This is a genomic window from Vibrio sp. GLN_1 (assembly GCF_043106015.1).
GTDB lineage: Bacteria > Pseudomonadota > Gammaproteobacteria > Enterobacterales > Vibrionaceae > Vibrio > Vibrio parahaemolyticus.
Genome location: NZ_JBICMD010000014.1, coordinates 524,926 through 542,763 on the forward strand (window position 1 = coordinate 524,926; position 17,838 = coordinate 542,763).

Annotated in this window: 15 protein-coding genes and 1 riboswitch; of the genes, 7 read left to right on the top strand and 8 right to left on the bottom strand. The window is 44.6% G+C overall.

Going from position 1 to position 17,838, the window contains the following annotated elements:
- Positions 1–71 precede the first annotated feature (71 nt).
- Positions 72–224: a hypothetical protein gene (locus tag ACF8OV_RS07290; RefSeq protein WP_005457235.1), complete on the top strand. Its 153-nt coding sequence runs from the start codon at positions 72–74 to the stop codon at positions 222–224.
- A 167-nt stretch (positions 225–391) separates the two neighbouring features.
- Here ACF8OV_RS07290 and mukB read toward each other — a convergent pair whose 3' ends face one another.
- Genes mukB through cmoM form a run of 4 tightly spaced genes read right to left on the bottom strand, consistent with a single transcriptional unit; the run spans position 392 to position 7,695 of the window.
- A complete protein-coding gene (mukB, locus tag ACF8OV_RS07295; RefSeq protein WP_203502950.1) occupies positions 392–4,855 on the bottom strand; it encodes a chromosome partition protein MukB in 4,464 nt (1,487 codons plus the stop codon).
- 2 nt (positions 4,856–4,857) lie between these two features.
- Positions 4,858–5,583, bottom strand: coding sequence for a chromosome partition protein MukE (mukE, locus tag ACF8OV_RS07300; protein ID WP_005483111.1), 726 nt, complete (start codon positions 5,581–5,583; stop codon positions 4,858–4,860).
- On the bottom strand, positions 5,564–6,901 hold the full coding sequence (mukF, locus tag ACF8OV_RS07305) for a chromosome partition protein MukF (protein WP_005483103.1): 1,338 nt from the start codon (positions 6,899–6,901) through the stop codon (positions 5,564–5,566). Before mukF ends, mukE begins: the two co-directional genes overlap by 20 nt.
- Positions 6,902–6,903: 2 nt before the next feature.
- Positions 6,904–7,695: a tRNA uridine 5-oxyacetic acid(34) methyltransferase CmoM gene (gene cmoM, locus ACF8OV_RS07310; RefSeq protein WP_005495865.1), complete on the bottom strand. Its 792-nt coding sequence runs from the start codon at positions 7,693–7,695 to the stop codon at positions 6,904–6,906.
- A gap of 114 nt (positions 7,696–7,809) precedes the next feature.
- On the opposite strand from cmoM, the gene elyC reads away from it, so the two are divergent.
- The gene (gene elyC / locus ACF8OV_RS07315) at positions 7,810–8,595 is read left to right on the top strand and encodes an envelope biogenesis factor ElyC (protein ID WP_097371717.1); all 786 of its coding nucleotides are present in this window, start codon (positions 7,810–7,812) and stop codon (positions 8,593–8,595) included.
- A gap of 69 nt (positions 8,596–8,664) precedes the next feature.
- Here elyC and torR read toward each other — a convergent pair whose 3' ends face one another.
- Positions 8,665–9,378, bottom strand: coding sequence for a two-component system response regulator TorR (torR, locus tag ACF8OV_RS07320; RefSeq protein ID WP_005457237.1), 714 nt, complete (start codon positions 9,376–9,378; stop codon positions 8,665–8,667).
- Between the two features lie 265 nt (positions 9,379–9,643).
- On the opposite strand from torR, the gene torD reads away from it, so the two are divergent.
- From torD to ACF8OV_RS07345, 5 genes are all read left to right on the top strand, one after another.
- Positions 9,644–10,291, top strand: coding sequence for a molecular chaperone TorD (gene torD, locus ACF8OV_RS07325; protein ID WP_020904011.1), 648 nt, complete (start codon positions 9,644–9,646; stop codon positions 10,289–10,291).
- Positions 10,292–10,728: 437 nt separating this feature from the next.
- Complete coding sequence (purR, locus tag ACF8OV_RS07330; RefSeq protein WP_005457245.1) at positions 10,729–11,733, top strand: HTH-type transcriptional repressor PurR; 1,005 nt, start codon at positions 10,729–10,731, stop codon at positions 11,731–11,733.
- A gap of 266 nt (positions 11,734–11,999) precedes the next feature.
- A riboswitch (cyclic di-GMP riboswitch) is annotated at positions 12,000–12,089 on the top strand.
- Between the two features lie 116 nt (positions 12,090–12,205).
- Positions 12,206–12,796, top strand: coding sequence for a TfoX/Sxy family DNA transformation protein (locus ACF8OV_RS07335; RefSeq protein ID WP_005457243.1), 591 nt, complete (start codon positions 12,206–12,208; stop codon positions 12,794–12,796).
- A gap of 211 nt (positions 12,797–13,007) precedes the next feature.
- The gene (locus ACF8OV_RS07340; RefSeq protein WP_017448272.1) at positions 13,008–13,700 is read left to right on the top strand and encodes a TVP38/TMEM64 family protein; all 693 of its coding nucleotides are present in this window, start codon (positions 13,008–13,010) and stop codon (positions 13,698–13,700) included.
- The gene (locus ACF8OV_RS07345) at positions 13,700–14,020 is read left to right on the top strand and encodes a putative signal transducing protein (protein ID WP_140113361.1); all 321 of its coding nucleotides are present in this window, start codon (positions 13,700–13,702) and stop codon (positions 14,018–14,020) included. Before ACF8OV_RS07340 ends, ACF8OV_RS07345 begins: the two co-directional genes overlap by 1 nt.
- Positions 14,021–14,063: 43 nt before the next feature.
- Here the strand turns inward: ACF8OV_RS07345 and ACF8OV_RS07350 are convergent, their stop codons facing one another.
- The 3 genes from ACF8OV_RS07350 to glgC form a co-directional block, all read right to left on the bottom strand.
- Positions 14,064–14,867 carry an alpha/beta fold hydrolase gene (locus ACF8OV_RS07350; protein ID WP_005495870.1) on the bottom strand — a complete coding sequence of 268 codons (804 nt, stop codon included), beginning with the start codon at positions 14,865–14,867 and terminating at the stop codon, positions 14,064–14,066.
- A gap of 122 nt (positions 14,868–14,989) precedes the next feature.
- Positions 14,990–16,447: a glycogen synthase GlgA gene (glgA, locus tag ACF8OV_RS07355; protein ID WP_203502857.1), complete on the bottom strand. Its 1,458-nt coding sequence runs from the start codon at positions 16,445–16,447 to the stop codon at positions 14,990–14,992.
- Positions 16,437–17,654, bottom strand: coding sequence for a glucose-1-phosphate adenylyltransferase (gene glgC / locus ACF8OV_RS07360; protein ID WP_023585404.1), 1,218 nt, complete (start codon positions 17,652–17,654; stop codon positions 16,437–16,439). Before glgC ends, glgA begins: the two co-directional genes overlap by 11 nt.
- Between the last annotated feature and the right edge of the window lie 184 nt (positions 17,655–17,838).

Below are 17,838 nucleotides of genomic sequence, written 5' to 3' on the forward strand. Positions count from 1 at the left end.
ATCGTTTCTTTTCCACTGAGCCCATTGAGTATGATGTTTACTCCCCTTACTCAACTTAAAGAGGTTGGGCGATGCTAACAAAAGAAACAAATAATAATGAACCACAGCTTGTAGACCAGGAAACTTTTGACCAACACTTACAGCGTTTGTCTGAGCTTTCGGTTCAAGCACTTGAAGAGCTTGCTGAAATTATCGAAGCTGGAACCGATATTTCAGAGGAATAGCGCTTAGATTATTTCCAATACTCCCTGCTATTGGTCTAAGTGCTCACGAAAAAGCCGAGACTGTCGTCCTACAGCCTCGGCTTATTTTATGCCCGTTACCTGCATCTCCCTATTAATCAGATACAAAAACGCCCGCTTTAATTGCGGGCGTTTTTATGCTTCCAAGCTTATGATTCAAACTCTTCAATCATTTCTTGAACTTCACTCTTCGGTTTATCTGTTTGACCAAAGCCACGCAGACCAACAACGTGTACGTGTTCGTGATCTTTAAACACCTTACGTACCAGCTTGTAGGTTGTACCTTTCTCTGGGCTGATGTTCTCTGGTGCAGCAATCAACAGCTGCATATCCAGACGGTCACACAGTTCGAATAGCGTTGAAATCGACTTCGCATCCAGACGTGCCGCCTCATCGAGGAACAACAAACGACATGGGATGATGTCTTTGCTGCGTAGACGACGGGATTCTTCTTCCCAGCTCTGAACAACCATCAATAGGATTGACTGACCAGTACCGATTGCCTCACCCGTTGATAGCGCCCCAGATTCCGCTTGCAGCCAACCATCAGAACCACGGTTAACTTCCACACTTAACTCTAGATAGTTACGATAATCCAGGAGCTCTTCACCCAGAACCTGAGGAGAGCGTTGACCCATATCGATGTGAGGGTTCACGCGTTGGAACAGTTTTGCCATCGCTTCTGAGAAAGTGAAACGTGGAGATTCAAACAAATCTTTATGCTGTTCTTGCTGCGAAGACAGACCATGCAATAGCACTTCATGGCTTTCACGGATCTTCACGTTTAGACGCACACCTTTCACCTGACCGAACGAGATGTTCGACAAACCTTGGTTTAGCATGCGAATACGGTTTTGCTCACGCTGAATCGTCTTCTTGATGATGCTTGCCACAGACTCAGAGCTGATTGCCAGACGGTTTTCGCGTTGAGTTAGCTCTTCAGTCAGACGCGCTAGCTCTACTTCCATTTCTTCGATAGCTTCTACTGGGTCATCTGTGCGGATGATGTCCTGACGAATACGCTCACGAAGGTGCTGGTAAACCGCAATGTAAAACAGAACTTTACGCTCTGGACGTGCATTATCTTCAGACAAACGTAACGCATCACGTAGGTCATCATTGTTTGCAACAGCAAGACGCAGCGCACCCAACGATTTATCCGACATTGAACGCAGTTCATCGGCAGACATGTACGCCAACTCGCGCTTGTGAAGACGACGTTCAACATCGTTTTCACGTGCCAAGCGAAGTACTGAACACCAGCCCGCTTTCGCAGCAACCACGAAGGTACGCAGCTCTGCGTATTCCTTCTGAACTTTCTTCAGACGTTTCGCCAGACCTTTCATCTCTAGCTCAGTAGAGGTGATGGTACGCTCGTATTCACTCTTACGACTACGAGATGTGTGTAGACGCTCGTGCAGCTCATCACGGCGACGGATCGCACGCTCTTCTGCGCCTTCATCGGCGTTAACACCAAACTCTTGCAGTTCTTGTTTGAACTCTTGAACGGTTTCCAATTTCGCTTGGTGCGAGCTTTTCAATGATGCCAATACTTGGTTGTATTGGTTCATTTGGCCTTGCGCTTGTTTCAACTCTTCACGAGAGCGTGTACGCATTTGCTCAGCCTGAACCAGCTTCGCTTTTAACTGCTCACTAAGTTCACTGCTTTGGTTAAGCAAATCAACGGAGTCTGAATACGCAAAGTAGTGACGACGCTCAACGAGATCAGACAAGGCAAAGATCTGCTTCTTCAATTCTTGAAGTTGCTCGTCCGCGGCTTTGTATTCTGCTTCTAGCGCATCGAACTGTTCAGGGTCTGCATCAAGTGCAGAAGCAATTTTTTCAAGCTCAGCCACGGCTTTCGCGTGGTTGTTCAAGAACGCTTTCGTTTCCGACAATTGCGCAATTTTCTCTTCCAGCTCGTCGAAACGCGCTTGCAGCGTATCGTCTTCAATCAGAGCCATGTTTGGTGCGAGCTTGTCTAACGAAGACAGAGCTTGCTTGCTAGTCTGAAGCTGAGAACGATGTTGTTGTTCTTTCGCTTCCAAATCAGCCAATACACGGGCGATTTGACCGCGTTTTTCGCGAACATTTGCCAATGCTTGTTCTGGGTCAGCTTCAAACGCGACTTGAATGTGGTTAGCCACAAACTGGTTGAATGCTTGGTATAGACGCTGCATCTTTTGTGAATCGAAAGCCGCTTTTGCGTGCTTCTCAACCACTTCCTCACGTTCATTGCGCAGTAGCTCTAAACGCTGTTCACGCGCCGCGCGTCCAAACAATGGAATTTCAGGGAAACGAGAGTAACGCATTTGGCGGTCGTTCATACGAACGCATACCGCACCTTCAAGTTCTTCTGCGTCAAACGAGCTGTCATCAAAGGCATCTATGTCACCTTCAATGATGTACAAATCTTCCGGACAGTCGTCTAGCTCTACCAGTTTCTCTTCGATACCCGACAGGTCAGAAACCACAATCGCGTGACGTGCCGGACCATACATCGCGCTGAAGTAAGGTGCGTCGTCGATTGTAATATCGTCGTAAATCTCAGATAGAAGCACACCGCCGAGTGTATCTGCCAAGCCTTTCAGACGAGGATCGTTTGAACCACCAGGTGATGCCAATCGTTCGATTTCGCTTTCTAGTTGCGAGCGACGCTCTGCCAGTTTGTCTTTCGCTAGAGACAGTTCTTTCTCTTGCTCCAGAACAACCTGCATGTGGCTCATCACTGCATGGCGATCTTCTAACTCTACACCGCTTTGCTCACGCAATTTTTCCAACGCATCGTTAGCGGCAATCCAAGTTGGTGCAATGGCTTCTAGCTTGTTGATTTCTGCCGCAGCATCTTGTTCTAGACGACGCTGTTCACTGCGTTGCTCACGCAGCTCTTCTTGCGTCATTTCTAGCGTTTCGATTTGCATCGCGTGACGTTCACGTTCTTGTTCAAACGTGATTTCGTCCGTCAGTTCAACATGGAACTGCTTTTGGTATTCATTCACTAGCTCGCGCGCTTGACGTTGCTGATTAAGGCTACGCTCAAGGTCGCGATGTTGAGCACGCCATTGTTGTTCGTTTTGTGCGATTTGCTGAGATTCACGCGCTTTCGTAATGACGATTTTCGCTTGTTCAGCCGCATCTTTACGTTCGACTTGCCCAACGATGCTTTGTACAAGCTTCAGCGCAGTTTCAAATTGCTCTGCTGCTGCAGAAGACATATCCAGCTTGTGCTTAACCGATAGCAGCGCGTTAGTGCTTTCTGATTCTTTGTTCTTAAGCTCAGAAACAAGTGCTTGCGCGGATTCTGCCGTCAGGCAGTCATCACCAAGTAGTTGTTTCGCTTTCTCAAGTGCCTGAACCGCTTGTTGGTATTGAAGAGCACGAGTTTGCTGAACGTCTAGTGCTTGTTGGTAGTCAGCCAGTTGCGTCTTGAGGCTGTCCACCTCTTCTTCTGCAACGGTTGCTTGCTCTTCCACCATCATCACGCGTTCTTGCGCTTCTTCAACGACCATCATCTGCTCTTCAAGACGCTCACTAAGCTCTTCAAGATCCTCTTGGTAACGTTCGATTTTCTCTTGCTGGCGCAGTGCGTTTTGCACCAATTGCAAGTGGTCAGAAGCCGCTTGATAGTCTTGCTCTAGTGCCGATTCCGATTCGATTAAAAGCTCAAGTTCTTCTTGAACGCGATTAAGCAGATTGTTTTGCTCAATCAACGTCTCGCGTGAGCCAAAGAGCTCAGAGCGCAAAGATAGAGTTTGTTCAAGCTTGTTGCGACGATCGTTAGCATGGCGCATGTAGTCAGCAGCCACGTAGTTTGTCGACTCAGTGATCAAGTGTTTGAACAAGTCACGGTCAGCCTGAGTGGTTTTGATCGCTTCTAGCGTCATGCGGTTTTCACGCAACGCCGATTCCATGTCTTGGAATGCTTTCTTCACACCACCGTTTTGTGGCAGGAGGTAATCGCGCAGTGAGCGTGTAATCGCACTTGAGATACCACCGTAAAGCGAGGCTTCGATCAAACGGTAGAATTTAGAGCGGTCACTTGAGTTGCGAAGTTTCTTCGGAATCACACCGAATTCGAACATTTGCGCGTGGTAATCCACGATTGAAGAGAAGGCTTTGAATTGAACGCCTTCAAATTCCGCAATCGCATCTTTGACTTCATTGATTTGACGTACGCGCGCTTGAGTCGCCGATACGCTTTCAACCAGGATATCCGTTGGTTTCACATGGCTTGGAAGACCTTGGATAACAAACGGTTTGATGTCTACTTTTTTGTCACGACCCGCGACTTGCTGCAGTTTTACTGCAAACAATAGACGTTGGTTACGTGAGTTCACTACGTCTAGCGCTGCGTAACACGCACCCGGCTGTAGTTTACCGTATAGACCTTTATCGCGAGACGATTGGCTGCTGCCCGCTTCGGTTGTGTTACGGAAGTGCAGTAGCGTTTGGTCAGGAATCAACGCTGTGATGAACGCTGCCATCGTGGTTGATTTACCGGCACCGTTACCGCCCGACAATGTCGTAACCAGACCATCGATGTCAAACGTACGGGCAAAGAAGCCGTTCCAGTTGACCATGGTAAGCGATTGATATTTACCGCGTTCAATCATGCTCATGCTTCACCCTCTTCTGTCATTTCTTCTTGGGCTTGTTCTTCTTGATCTTCTTCAGACAGCAAGCTGCCTTGGCTCGGCTCTTTAGTGTGGACTACGGCTTCACCATCACGGATAAGACGCAGCTGCGCTTCACGGATGTCATCGCCCACACGAACATCAGCACCAAAACGGAATACCGCTTCGCTAATGCTGAATTTACCGGTTTCACCGATGTTGATGATCATCCCTAAACGACGTAGGCGACGAAGTGACGTACGTACTTTTTCAAACAGTTTTTCTTTGTCTAGATCCGAACCCGTTGCACGGTTCGTCACGAGTTTCATCAGCTTTTTCTCGTCTGCTAATGCAAGCAACTCGTCGTAAAGCTCTTGATTGGTGAAAATGCCTTCGTGCGCTAAGCGCTCTGGGCTTAGGTATAGGAAACACAGTACCTTACCCACCAGCATATCCAGCTCAGATAAAACACTGCGGCCAATCAATGATGTTGAACGTGGACGTAGGTAGAAAAAGCCTTCTGGCGCTTTTACCAACTCGGTGTTGTAGCGCTGGTAGAAAGAAGAAAGCTCAAGCTCGAAATCAGACAACAACGCGTGATTGTCGAGATCTTCAGTTGAAATATGACGCCCTGCTCGTAGCATGCTGTCTAGCGCTGGGAACAGAGGGTTAGAAATTGCTTTTGCCAGATTATCTGACATGTATTCATTAGTATCGGTCGATGACATTCGCTTGTACCTTTGCCCCAAATTCGTTGATTGCTTTCCAGTCAGGCTGAATCGCTTGATAATCCGATTCCGAATAACCAAGACGTACGGCTTGATCAACGATAATTCGAGCTAAATCAAAGTGATGAGTGTATGGGTGTTGTGCAAGGTAATCTCGCAGCACCACACTCAAATCGATTGGCGTGCCTTGCTCTTTATGCGCTTTTAGCATGTCACCAATGCGTTCTGATAGCTCATCATTGACTTGTTGAAATTCTTCGTATTCCACTTCCATCGGAACTTGGCCGGTTACCTCGTCATCACGCAGTACCAAAGCTTCATCACGAAGGTCGGAAAGCCTTTCTGCATCTGCAAAAGTCAGATACCAAGGCATATCAAAATAGTCTTTTATCGATTGACGCAGACGCGAGCTAAATGCACGGTTCTTATCCATATCGATAGCGGTACGGATGAACTTGTGCACGTGTCGGTCGTAGCCAATCCAGAGGTCAATCGCTTGCTGGCCCCAGCTTGTGATTCGGTCTAACTTCATTTGCAGACCAAACAAGGCTTCTTCGATGAACTCAAGCTCAGGATCACCGTAAACAATTTCTTGAATATCTAGGATCTGAGTTTGCAGTTCATCACTCGCGGCTTGCAGCGTATCTTGAAGTTCACGCAACGTGCTTGATGTTTCTGACAGAAGTGCTTCACAGTTGTTGATCGCTTCACGCCAGTCTTTGTTTAGCAGGTCGGCAATTTGTTGTTTCACAGATTGCTGCTGCTCATCCATTACACGTTGGTTGAGGTCGATTTGATCGAAGATTTCGCCTACAGAATATTTTAAAACTCCGTACACGTTTTTCTTCCAGTGGCCCGGTGTGCCACCTTTTTGTGCCGCTTCAATCGCTTTCGCCATTTCATCCGCTACCATCGATAGTTGGATAGACAGACGCAGTCTTGAGAACTCGCGATGACGCACGTAGTAATCGGTAATTCCTATCGCTAAAGGCGACAAGCGGTAAATGCTCGCTCCGTCAGTAATTTCACTGACAAAACGGCTAATAAGACGCTGCTTGACCATCTCGTTGATGGCGTTGTTCGCACGAAAAGCGGAGGCTTCGCCAGTCTCATCAAATAGTCGAGTGACGATGGCAAACGCATCGTGCAGTTCACCTTCACCCAGTTCTTCGTCGAACCTTTCATTACTCAGTACGGCGATGGCAATCAAAAATGCCAATCGCTCTGTGGTCAGGTTCAACGAGAAATCGTGCTGCTTAACCCAGCCAACCAACTCATCGATTGGTTGCTCTGCAGCATTGAGAGTCATCTCACTCATTGTTATTCCTGTTTATCGTTCTTTTTGGCCCACACGTGAATATAGCGGCCTAATGAGAGGTATGGCTCTTGTCGACATAGTTGTTTTTCTAGCGCCAACACATCTTCAAACTCGTAATCGCCCATGTATTGCATATTACCTATGTAATCACTAAAGGAACGAATACCAGATTTGCCACAAATGCTAAAACCAGCCTCTTCTATCCAGTGATAGACATCTTCCGGTTTCAAGCCTTTTTGCGGCTGTAGTTTAAATCTTTTTCGGTGGGGCATGCCGTCTAAAATATGAGGAATGTTGCCACAAACCACGTTTTTGTAGACTAAACCATGGTGGTTATAGAACATCACTGATGCGATGCCCCCCGGCTTTACTTGTTCCAATACTGTCTCTAGCGCCGTTTTAGGATCAACGAGCCACTCCATGACAGCGTGGAACATAACGAGATCCACCTGTTCTTCCATGTGCTCCGCAATGGACTGAACAGGCGAATGAATCAGGCGATACTGCTCAAGCAAACCGTTTTTTTCAATATCCTGTTTGGCTAGTTGCAGCATTTCCGAAGATAGATCACATAACGCAACACGATGTCCGAGCTTAGCAAGCTTTTGCGACATTTGTGCTAAACCACCACCTGCATCAAGTACTTCTAGGGGTTGCTGGCTCGCATCCAATTCACTTAGAATCTGTAGAAAATCTTCCCACACAATGATTTGGCGGATCTCCCCTTTATCGGAGCCGTAAATATTTTTTGCAAATTTGTGGGCGATATCGTCGAAATTGCGGTCTTCTGTCACTTCTGCTGAGTTATCATATCGGATTGTGCCGCTATTCTGGCACAAGGAAAGCAGGAATAAAGAGGGTCACCCTCATTTTTATTATCAATTGATGTTTTTTCGGACTATTTATGTATGTTTGAGCTGAAAAAAGTAATGTCAGCCTTGCTTATGCCGCTTCCGGCATTGCTACTGATAGGCTTGTTAGGTCTTGCTCTCATTAGTTTTACCACAAAACGTAAAACTGGCTGCTTCGTTGTTCTGTTCTCTTTTGTTGGCCTTTTTCTAGTTGCCTTCCAACCTGTTTCAACCAAGCTTCTCATGCCACTTGAGCGCGAGCATAAGGCCTTTTTACCTGTGTCAGGTACCATTGACTACGTTATGGTGCTGGGTAATGGCCACGTGGTCGATGACGAAATTCCACCAACATCGCAATTAAGCCGCGCGGCGTTGATGCGATTAACGGAAGGCATTCGTATTTTGCGTATGTACCCAGGCGCAAAGCTAATTTTATCAGGTTATGATGGTGGCTCTGAGATCAGCCATGCTCGTATGATGGCAAACGTTGCTTTGGCATTAGGTGTTGCAAAATCCGACATTATTTTGTTGGAAGACGCAAAAGACACGTGGGAAGAAGCAAGACAAGCCGCCGCTTTTGTTCAACAAAAAGAGATTGTGCTAGTCACGTCAGCGAGCCACATGAGCCGTGCGCTGTACGAGTTTAACGCAGCTGGAATTAAACCCATCCCTGCTCCAACGAATTTCTTAGCGATAGACGAAGTTAGCCAACCGTGGGACAAGTATTCACCTAAAGCTCGCTACCTTGAGCAAACTGAACTGTTTTGGCATGAATACCTTGGTAGCGTTTGGCAAAGACTGCGTGACACCATAGGGCAAACGCCGATGGTGGAAGCGGAATAAACCCGATTTATAAACACAAAAAAGGAGAGCATTGGCTCTCCTTTTTCTTTACTGCTTGTCTGATGGTGATTAATCACCTGCGAACATATAGCCTTCACCGTGAACGGTCACAAAAATTTGTGGGTTCTTAGGATCAAACTCCATCTTAGCGCGCATGCGTCGGATAAGAACATCAATCGTACGATCATTTGGAGCATCAACTCGATGACTGATCATATTCAAAATACGTTCACGACTCAGCACTTGATTCGGGTAAGACGATAACGCCACCAAAAGCTCATATTCTGCTTTGGTTAGTTTTACTGGCTCACCATTACGGCTAAGTGCTCGACGCTGAATATCGAATGTCCACTCACCAAAGCGAACAATATGTTCATCGTTTGTTTCGCTTGCCGCTTTACTTGCTCCACTTCGCGCCGCAGAAATGCGCCACAGTAGATTTTTAACTCGAACTAGTAATTCCCTTAGTTCAAAAGGCTTTGTAACATAATCGTCTGCACCCATCTCTAGGCCTACGATTTTGTCGATGCTATCCGTGCGTCCTGTTACCAATATGATGCCGATGTCTGATTGACTGCGTAGCTCACGCGTAAGCATTAGGCCGTCTTCGCCCGGCAAGTTAATATCCAACATAATAAGGTCTACATCACCGCCTTGCAGAACTTCGCGCATCTCCGCGCCACTTTCTGCTTCGCTAACTTTGTAACCTTCATTTTGGAAATATCCCGCAAGCTTACTACGAGTTACAACATCATCTTCTACGACTAATACGTGATAGCTCATTTACACCACTTTCTGTCTTCTTATTATCCAAGACGGATTCTATTCATAACTAGTAACATTTCTAGTCATAGATACATTAAAAAGCAAGATTTAGCGTTTTTATTGATTCAAAACAAGCTTGCCCATCACCGTTAATAAGTGCACACAATTCAACATAATCAACAATAATTATAGTTACTGCTATTCATCTTATTTGATTACACTTAGGGGATATCCCTAATTGACTTTATGATGCAATACTCGAAGCATCCTTCAGGAGCCAAAAATGCAAGAAGTGAAAGCTTTTAATGAAAAGCGTGCTGAAATTTACTGGTGGTTTTCGAGCTTATTCGCTAAAGAACTCAGCGAAAAAGAACTAGAAACCTACCACAGTGTTGAAATTCGCAGTTTTTTAGCGGGCTTAGGTGAGAACGAATCACTCAAGCCAGCCGTTGATCGCCTAGTTGATGCCCTAAACCGACTCCAAGACCGCAATGATGCTCAACTAGAACTTGCAGCAGATTTTTGCGAGCTGTTCTTAAAAACAGATAAGTATGGGGCACTACCGTACGCTTCTATGTACATTGGTGAATCAGGTTTGCTTAATGACAAACCTGCAGAAGAAATGGAAAAACTGATGGCAGATTTTGGGGTTCAGGTAGACGAAAACCTCAAAGAACCAGCAGACCATCTTGCTGTCGAATTGGACTTTTTGGGCAACATGATCATTCGCTCAAATGAGTTAGAGCAAGAAAAACATATGGAAGAGGCTTTCGTTAAACAAAATGACTTCATCCAAAATCAACTCATGTCTTGGTTGCCAAAATTTGCTGAAAAATGTAAGCAATTTGATGAATTTGGCTTCTACTTAAGCGTTGCGCAACTATTAATTGCATTTTGTAAACTGGACAGCGCTTACCTTCTTGGTGAATAATCACCGCCTATTTTTAGGGAGCCTGCCTGTCGGGCTCCCTATTTTATTCGCTTGCTTTTAATCTGGCTCAAAGACGTTCGTTCATTTAGCAGTCAAAATGTGACTTCAAATACACAAAACTCTTGCTGAAAATATTGCCAGTCAGCCCACATAGGGCTAAAATGTGAACGCAAACGATTAAATATGATTTATATGTAAACCGCTGAAATATAGCGGTTTTTGTTTTTTATTAATAGGTTGATAACCACTTCCTCATATTTAGTAGGAAGCCGAGTACCTTCAACCAAGTTGCTACAAATCTTTTTATACCGATTTCGGTACAACCGCTGCCTACTAGAATAGACACTACTGTTGTTGTGGTGTTTAGTTTGCGCAAAAAACTAAGCGTATGGTTGTATTCACTACGGTATTAAGTAGCTCGATACAGGACATCATTTATGGCCACTATAAAAGACGTTGCTCGCTTAGCCGGCGTTTCTACTACCACAGTTTCGCACGTTATTAATAAGACACGTTTTGTTGCAGAAGCAACCCAAGAAAAAGTAATGAAAGCGGTTGATGAGCTTAACTACGCACCAAGCGCAGTTGCTCGTAGTTTAAAATGCAACTCAACTCGTACTATTGGTATGTTGGTAACACAGTCAACTAACCTATTCTTCTCTGAAGTGATCGACGGTGTAGAAAGTTACTGCTACCGTCAAGGTTACACATTGATCTTGTGTAATACTGGCGGCATCTACGAGAAACAGCGCGACTACATCCGCATGCTTGCTGAGAAACGTGTAGATGGCATTTTGGTGATGTGTTCAGATCTAACCGAAGAACTAAAAGAGATGTTAGATCGTCATTCAGACATCCCGAAAGTTGTGATGGATTGGGGCCCAGAGAGTTCTCGTGCGGACAAGATCATCGATAACTCTGAAGAAGGTGGCTACCTAGCAACTAAATATCTTATCGATAACGGCCACACTGACATCGCCTGCCTGAGTGGTCACTTTGAGAAACTTGCTTGCCAAGAGCGTATCGCTGGTTTCCGTCGTGCCATGGCTGAAGCAAAACTGCCAATCAATGAAGATTGGATTCTTGAAGGTAACTTTGAATGCGATACTGCGGTACTGGTTGCAGACAAGATCACCGCGATGGAAAAACGCCCTACTGCAGTATTCTGTTTTAACGATACCATGGCACTTGGCTTAATGAGCCGTCTGCAACAAAACGGCATCAAGGTTCCAGATGACGTTTCTGTTATCGGTTACGACAACATTGAACTTGCAGAGTACTTCTCACCACCGCTAACAACGATTCACCAACCTAAACGTCGTGTGGGTAAAAATGCGTTTGAGATCCTACTTGAACGCATTAAAGATAAAGAACACGAAAAGCGTGTGTTCGAGATGCAACCAGAGATTGTTATCCGCAACACCGTTAAGAAACTTAATTAAATGAACACAAGCGCCCTTAGGGGCGCTTTTTTTTATTAAAAAAATAACACTTCCCGCACACTTTGCCTCATTCTTAAAAACAATAACTTCCATAAGTTACTGTTTTCTTTACATGTGAATTATTAATTCCCGCTTCTTTTCAAACATTAAATACAATTCTCAATTATGAGTACCCATGCACAAAATGGCATTATTTATTGAATCAAGATCACGTTTTAAAATCTAAAGTGTGATGTTAATTCAATATACGAAGTATCCTCATCTGGTCACGCACAGGGCAAACCATCCGAAAGGGTGGGACGCAAAGCCTCCGGCCTGAACCATAGTAGTATATGGAAGGTAGCGGGGTTACCGATGGCAAGTGTGCAACCAATGTCTTTACCCTTTAATGACATTGCCTTTGCGCACGTTTGCTACTCTCTCGGACCTGACTTTTGGTGGCGTAATATTAATTACACCGAGATAACAAAACATGGATAAACCGATACTCAAAGACTCTATGAAGCTATTTGAGGCACTTGGTACTATCAAGTCGCGCTCAATGTTTGGTGGCTTCGGACTTTTCGCTGATGAAACGATGTTTGCACTAGTGGTAAACAACCAGCTTCATATACGAGCAGACCAACAAACTTCATCTGACTTCGAGACACAGGGTCTAAAGCCTTACGTTTATAAAAAACGTGGCTTCCCAGTCGTTACTAAGTACTACGCTATTTCCAGCGAACTATGGGAATCTAGCGATCGCTTAATTGAAGTAGCGAAAAAATCCTTAGAAAACGCAAAACTTGAGAAAGAACAACAAGCGAGCACTAAGCCTAATCGCTTGAAAGATCTGCCGAATCTGAGATTGGCTACAGAAAGAATGCTTAAGAAAGCGGGTATTGATTCTGTTGCTCAACTTGAAGAAGAAGGCGCACTAAGTGCTTATAAAGCGATCAGAGACACGCACTCCACCACAGTTAGCCTTGAGCTACTTTGGGCCTTAGAAGGTGCTATTAACGGCACACACTGGAGTGTAGTTCCCCAGTCTCGTCGTGAAGAATTAATGAATGGCCTTTCGTAACAGAAGTCTGCTCTAATCTATCGACTAAAACCGCAGTGCGAACTGCGGTTTTTTTATGAAATTTTTTTAGCTCCCCTCGTGTCTACTCCTTTGTAAATCCCAAAACACCCGTATCTTCAGCGCAACGACTTAGTTTCGATAACGAGATTGTTAAAACAATATTCAGTATGAATACTTTAAGCGGTAGCCTAGATATAGAAACGGAGCACACATGAATAAAAAACTTATCTTTGGACTGATACTTGTTGCCACCATTCTTTTGTTAGGCGCTAATTTTGGTCAATATCTAACGCTTGAAAACGCAAAAGCGCAGCAAGAAGCGCTCAATTCATTCATCGAAGCCAACATCGTCTATGCCGCCACGGTGTATTTTTTAGCGTATGTTGCGATTACCGCATTTTCTATTCCCGGAGCAGCAGTGGTTACTTTGCTAGGCGCAGCTTTGTTTGGGTTTTGGTTTAGCTTACTTTTGGTTTCTTTTGCCAGTACGATCGGTGCGACCTTAGCTTTTTTGAGTAGCCGATATTTGCTTAGGGATTGGGTTCAATCGAGATTTGGGGAAAAGCTTGTTGCGATTAACCAAGGAGTAAAAAAGGATGGCGCTTTTTATCTGTTTTCTTTGCGCTTGATTCCAGTGTTCCCATTTTTCCTCATCAACCTACTGATGGGATTAACACCTATGAGCATTGCGCGCTTTTATTTAACCAGTCAAATAGGCATGCTCCCTGGTACTGCCGTTTACCTTAACGCTGGTACTCAGTTAGCAACCATTGATAGCCTTTCTGGTATCGTATCCCCGACGGTATTAGCATCTTTTGCTTTGCTGGGGCTGTTTCCAATACTCGTAAAATGGGTTATGAATAAGGTCAGGCCAACCCCTACTCAGCCAAATGGCAGTATTTGATGAAAATCTTTATCGCGAAAAATCCAGCAGAAGCGCACATCGTATGTGGACTATTAAAAACTGAAGATATATGCTGTGAGGTGCGTGGAGAAGGACTTTTTGGTCTGAAAGGTGAGCTTCCTTTTGGCGATGATACTGATCCTTATGTTTGGCTATTAGATCCAGAACAACAATTGAAAGCTCACTCAATTATTGAAGCATTTAGGCAGCAGTCACAAAGCAACATATATGAAGACTGGCAATGTCCTCATTGTCTTGAACACAACGAAGGACAGTTTGGTGCGTGTTGGCAATGTGGATATCAAATTGGGGAGCCATGATCGTTCCCCTATTCTCTCATTTCTCAGGTGTCTATATTGATGGCTAGGCGACGATACTTTGTTGCTTTATAAATTCGATAGAGTGTTGGTTAAAATCTTCAGGACGCTCTACATTGCAGACATGACCGCAGTTTGGAATTTCACGCAAGATACTGAGCTTATGCGCTGCAACCATCTCTTTCACCGGTTGGATGAACATATAGTCTCTATCACCCATCAAATACAATGTCGGTATGGGTAACTCTCTGTCTTTGAAGTACTTCATCAATGGGTTTACATCCGCGGCAAGAATAAACCAGCGTTTAAACTCTTTTTGGCACAGCTTCTTTGCTTCTCGAATAAACAAATGCCTTGATTCACGCTGACTTCGTTGAGGCATCACAATGTAGGCAAACAGCTTATACAACCACATATAAGGCAAGATATGTTTACAGAAGTTACCCAACTTAACCAAAATCTGCGAACGCGTATTCAAGCGTGTCACCGCACCGCCTAAAACCATCGAACGAACTCTTTCAGAAGACAACTCCGCTAAATTTCGAACAATGATCGTACCCAACGACATGCCAACAAAGTGCGCCGACTGGATTTTTAGGTGATCCAGCACTTTTAATATATCTTGCGTCACTTCCGTGAAGGTGTAACGACTAGTTATCAACTCTTTCAAAAGCTGATTGGATTTTCCATGTCCTCGTAAGTCGATCAGCAACAAATTAAAGTGCTGCTTATATGCTTTAATTTGTTTAAACCATATCGAAGAACTGCCACCAGCACCATGCACGAAAACAACCCACTCATTACTAGTAGGATGCAGATAGGTTTTGTGAAAAAGCAGTGGCTGAGTCATGAGTCAGTATAAGTAAGATTCTTTGTGATAGAGAGTGACAGAATCCTATCACACTCCGTAAAGCCAAGGTAATAAAGGCACCTCAATAGGTGCCTTTGGTTACACTTTTTATCAAACTTGCGTCAATTTAACGCTGAACGATAGAGTTGCAAATACGATTCTGCGGCCTTCCTCCAGCAGAAATCTTTTTGCATTGCATGCAGTTGTACTCTTTGCACTTCCGTCAGGTTTTGCGCATACAACAGCAACGCTCGCAGCATAGTAAGTAGCAGCGCTTGAGACGTCGGTTCATAAAATACAAATCCAGTAGCGTCGCAAGGGTCTACGTCGTAATCATTCACACTGTCTTTTAAGCCACCTACCCCTCTCACGATAGGTAAGGTGCCATAAGCCATGCTGTAGATCTGATTTAAGCCACATGGTTCGAATTCAGAAGGCATTAAGAAGAAATCCGAACCAGCTTCAACTAAATGCGCGAGTTCATTGTCATACGCCTCAACAAACACAAACTTGTCAGAGAATTGCGCCGCAACCTCTTCCAATTGTGCAGCCAAAACGGGATCACCCGTCCCAACAACAACGACTTGAACATCATGCTTCAAAAAATCAGCCAAAGCCGGCAGCAAGTAATGCACGCCTTTTTGCTGAGTCAAACGACAAACCATACCAAACATGGCTACGTCTTTTTCAGCAAGGTTTAGCCTCTGCTGTAATGCGCGCTTACAAGTGTTTTTACCTAGAACCATACTTTGTTTGTGGGCACTATAGTTCATTGGCAAATAAACATCAGTTTCCGGATTCCAAGCACTGTAATCGCAACCATTTAAAATTCCGACTAGATCCCCTGCTCGTTGCTGAAACTCCCATGCCATTCCATGACTGCCAAGTTCTGTCTTTAGCTCTTCAGCGTACGTTGGGCTGACTGCATTTATCTTATCGGCATTCATTACGCCAGCTTTGAGCATAGTAATATGCGTGGTACTCACCGCAGCATCGGGAACGTTTCGGCAGTGAAACTCAGGCAAACACTGTACGTCGTCATAACTAAATACGCCTTTAAAGACCGCATTATGAATTGAAATGACGCTTTTTGTATGAGCAAAAAAGGGATCATTGCCATACCTGTGCTTAAGCAAAAACGGAACCAGCCCTGTGTGCCAATCATTTGCATGGATGATATCAGGTTGAAACGCCAGCTTCGGCAACATGTCGAGGCATGCAGCACTGAAAAACGCAAAACGCTCACCATTATCGGTATACGCTTGGTTGTTCTCTGCATACATTGATGGCCGATTGAAGTACGGCTCACAATCAATCAGATAGACAGGATTGTTTCCTAACGTAAGCAATAGAACTCGATACTTTGTATGCGGCCATGACGTTAGATTTGTTTCTAGCACAACTTCTGCGTCCGCTAATCTTTCGATACTGGTGTACGCAGGAATCGTAATTCTTACATCTTGCTGTAGGTTTTGAAGGGCTTCCGGCAGTGCCTTGGCAACATCTGCCAAGCCACCACTTTTAATAAGACCTTCAACCTCAGAAGCTACAAACAGAATGGATAAGTTGTTAGTAGCCAACTCGTGCTCCTTTCGGAATAACAACAATGCCCTCTTCCGACACATGGAAATGCTTTTTATCTTCTTGAAGATTCACACCAATTTGAGTTCCAGGTGCAATATCGGCATCCTTGTCGACAATAACACGACGTAACACACAGCCTTCGCCAATTTTTACGTCACCTAATAGGATACATTCGCTAATATCACACGCGGATGCAATATTGCTGCGAAATCCAAGTACTGACTTCTCGATACGAGAACCACGCACATAACTGCCATTACATACCAAGCTATCGATGATCTGCACTCGACCATTGTCTGAATCGGTAAACGTTGCAGGTGGCAATGGTGGGTAATAGGTATGAAGAGGCCACTTACGGTTGTACAAAGAGAATGGCGCGTCTTTTTCCAATAGATCCATGTGCGCTTGCCAGTACGCATCAATCGTACCTACATCACGCCAGTAAACCTCTTCTTTCTCACCACTGATTCTGTTGGTGCTGAAGTCATAGACAAAAACGTCACCACGAGGGAACATTTTCGGGATGATATCTTTACCAAAATCATGAGAAGAAGCTTCATTGTCTGCATCTTCCACGAGTTCAGAAAATAGAACTTGTGCTTCGAATACGTAGTTCCCCATCGAGACTAACGCGAAATCTGGTTCTCCAGGAATCGATTTTGGATTAACGGGTTTTTCCTCAAAGCCAATCATTCTGCCTTCAGCATCAACCTCTATTACACCAAACTGAGAAGCTTCTTTTAGTGGCATGCGCAGTGCAGACACCGTCAATGACGCCTTCTTCTCCGTATGGAAGTTCAGCATCTGCTTGATGTCCATCTTGTAAATGTGGTCAGAGCCAAAGATACAAACCTGATCCGGTTCTTCAAGCTCCATAAAACGTAAGTTCTGATAGATAGCATCTGCAGTGCCTTCATACCAACGCTTACCCGTACGCATTTGCGCAGGAATTGGGTCAATAAAGCGATCAGTAATACCATTAATATTCCACCCTTTTTTCAAGTGATGGAAAAGTGACTGAGATTTAAATTGAGTAAGGACATAAATGCGCATCAAATCCGCATTTACAAAGTTGTTTAGAGCGAAATCAATCAGCCGATAACTTCCACCAAAAGGTACCGAAGGTTTACTACGGGATTCAGTTAAAGGTCTCAAACGAGAGCCTTCACCGCCAGCAAGAATCATTCCCAAAACACCAGCCATTCGTTGTTCTCCATATCGTTATAGCTTGGATTTAGTACTCACTTGAATGAGTAAAACTCGGGGAGTCAAGCGAATACATTGTTGCACCTACACCTGAGCCTCTATTGAGCCCTTGCAGTGTAGATAAAAAAGCTATTGCATTTTCCAGTATGCAAATATTCAAATTGTTCTTATTTTTTGACGC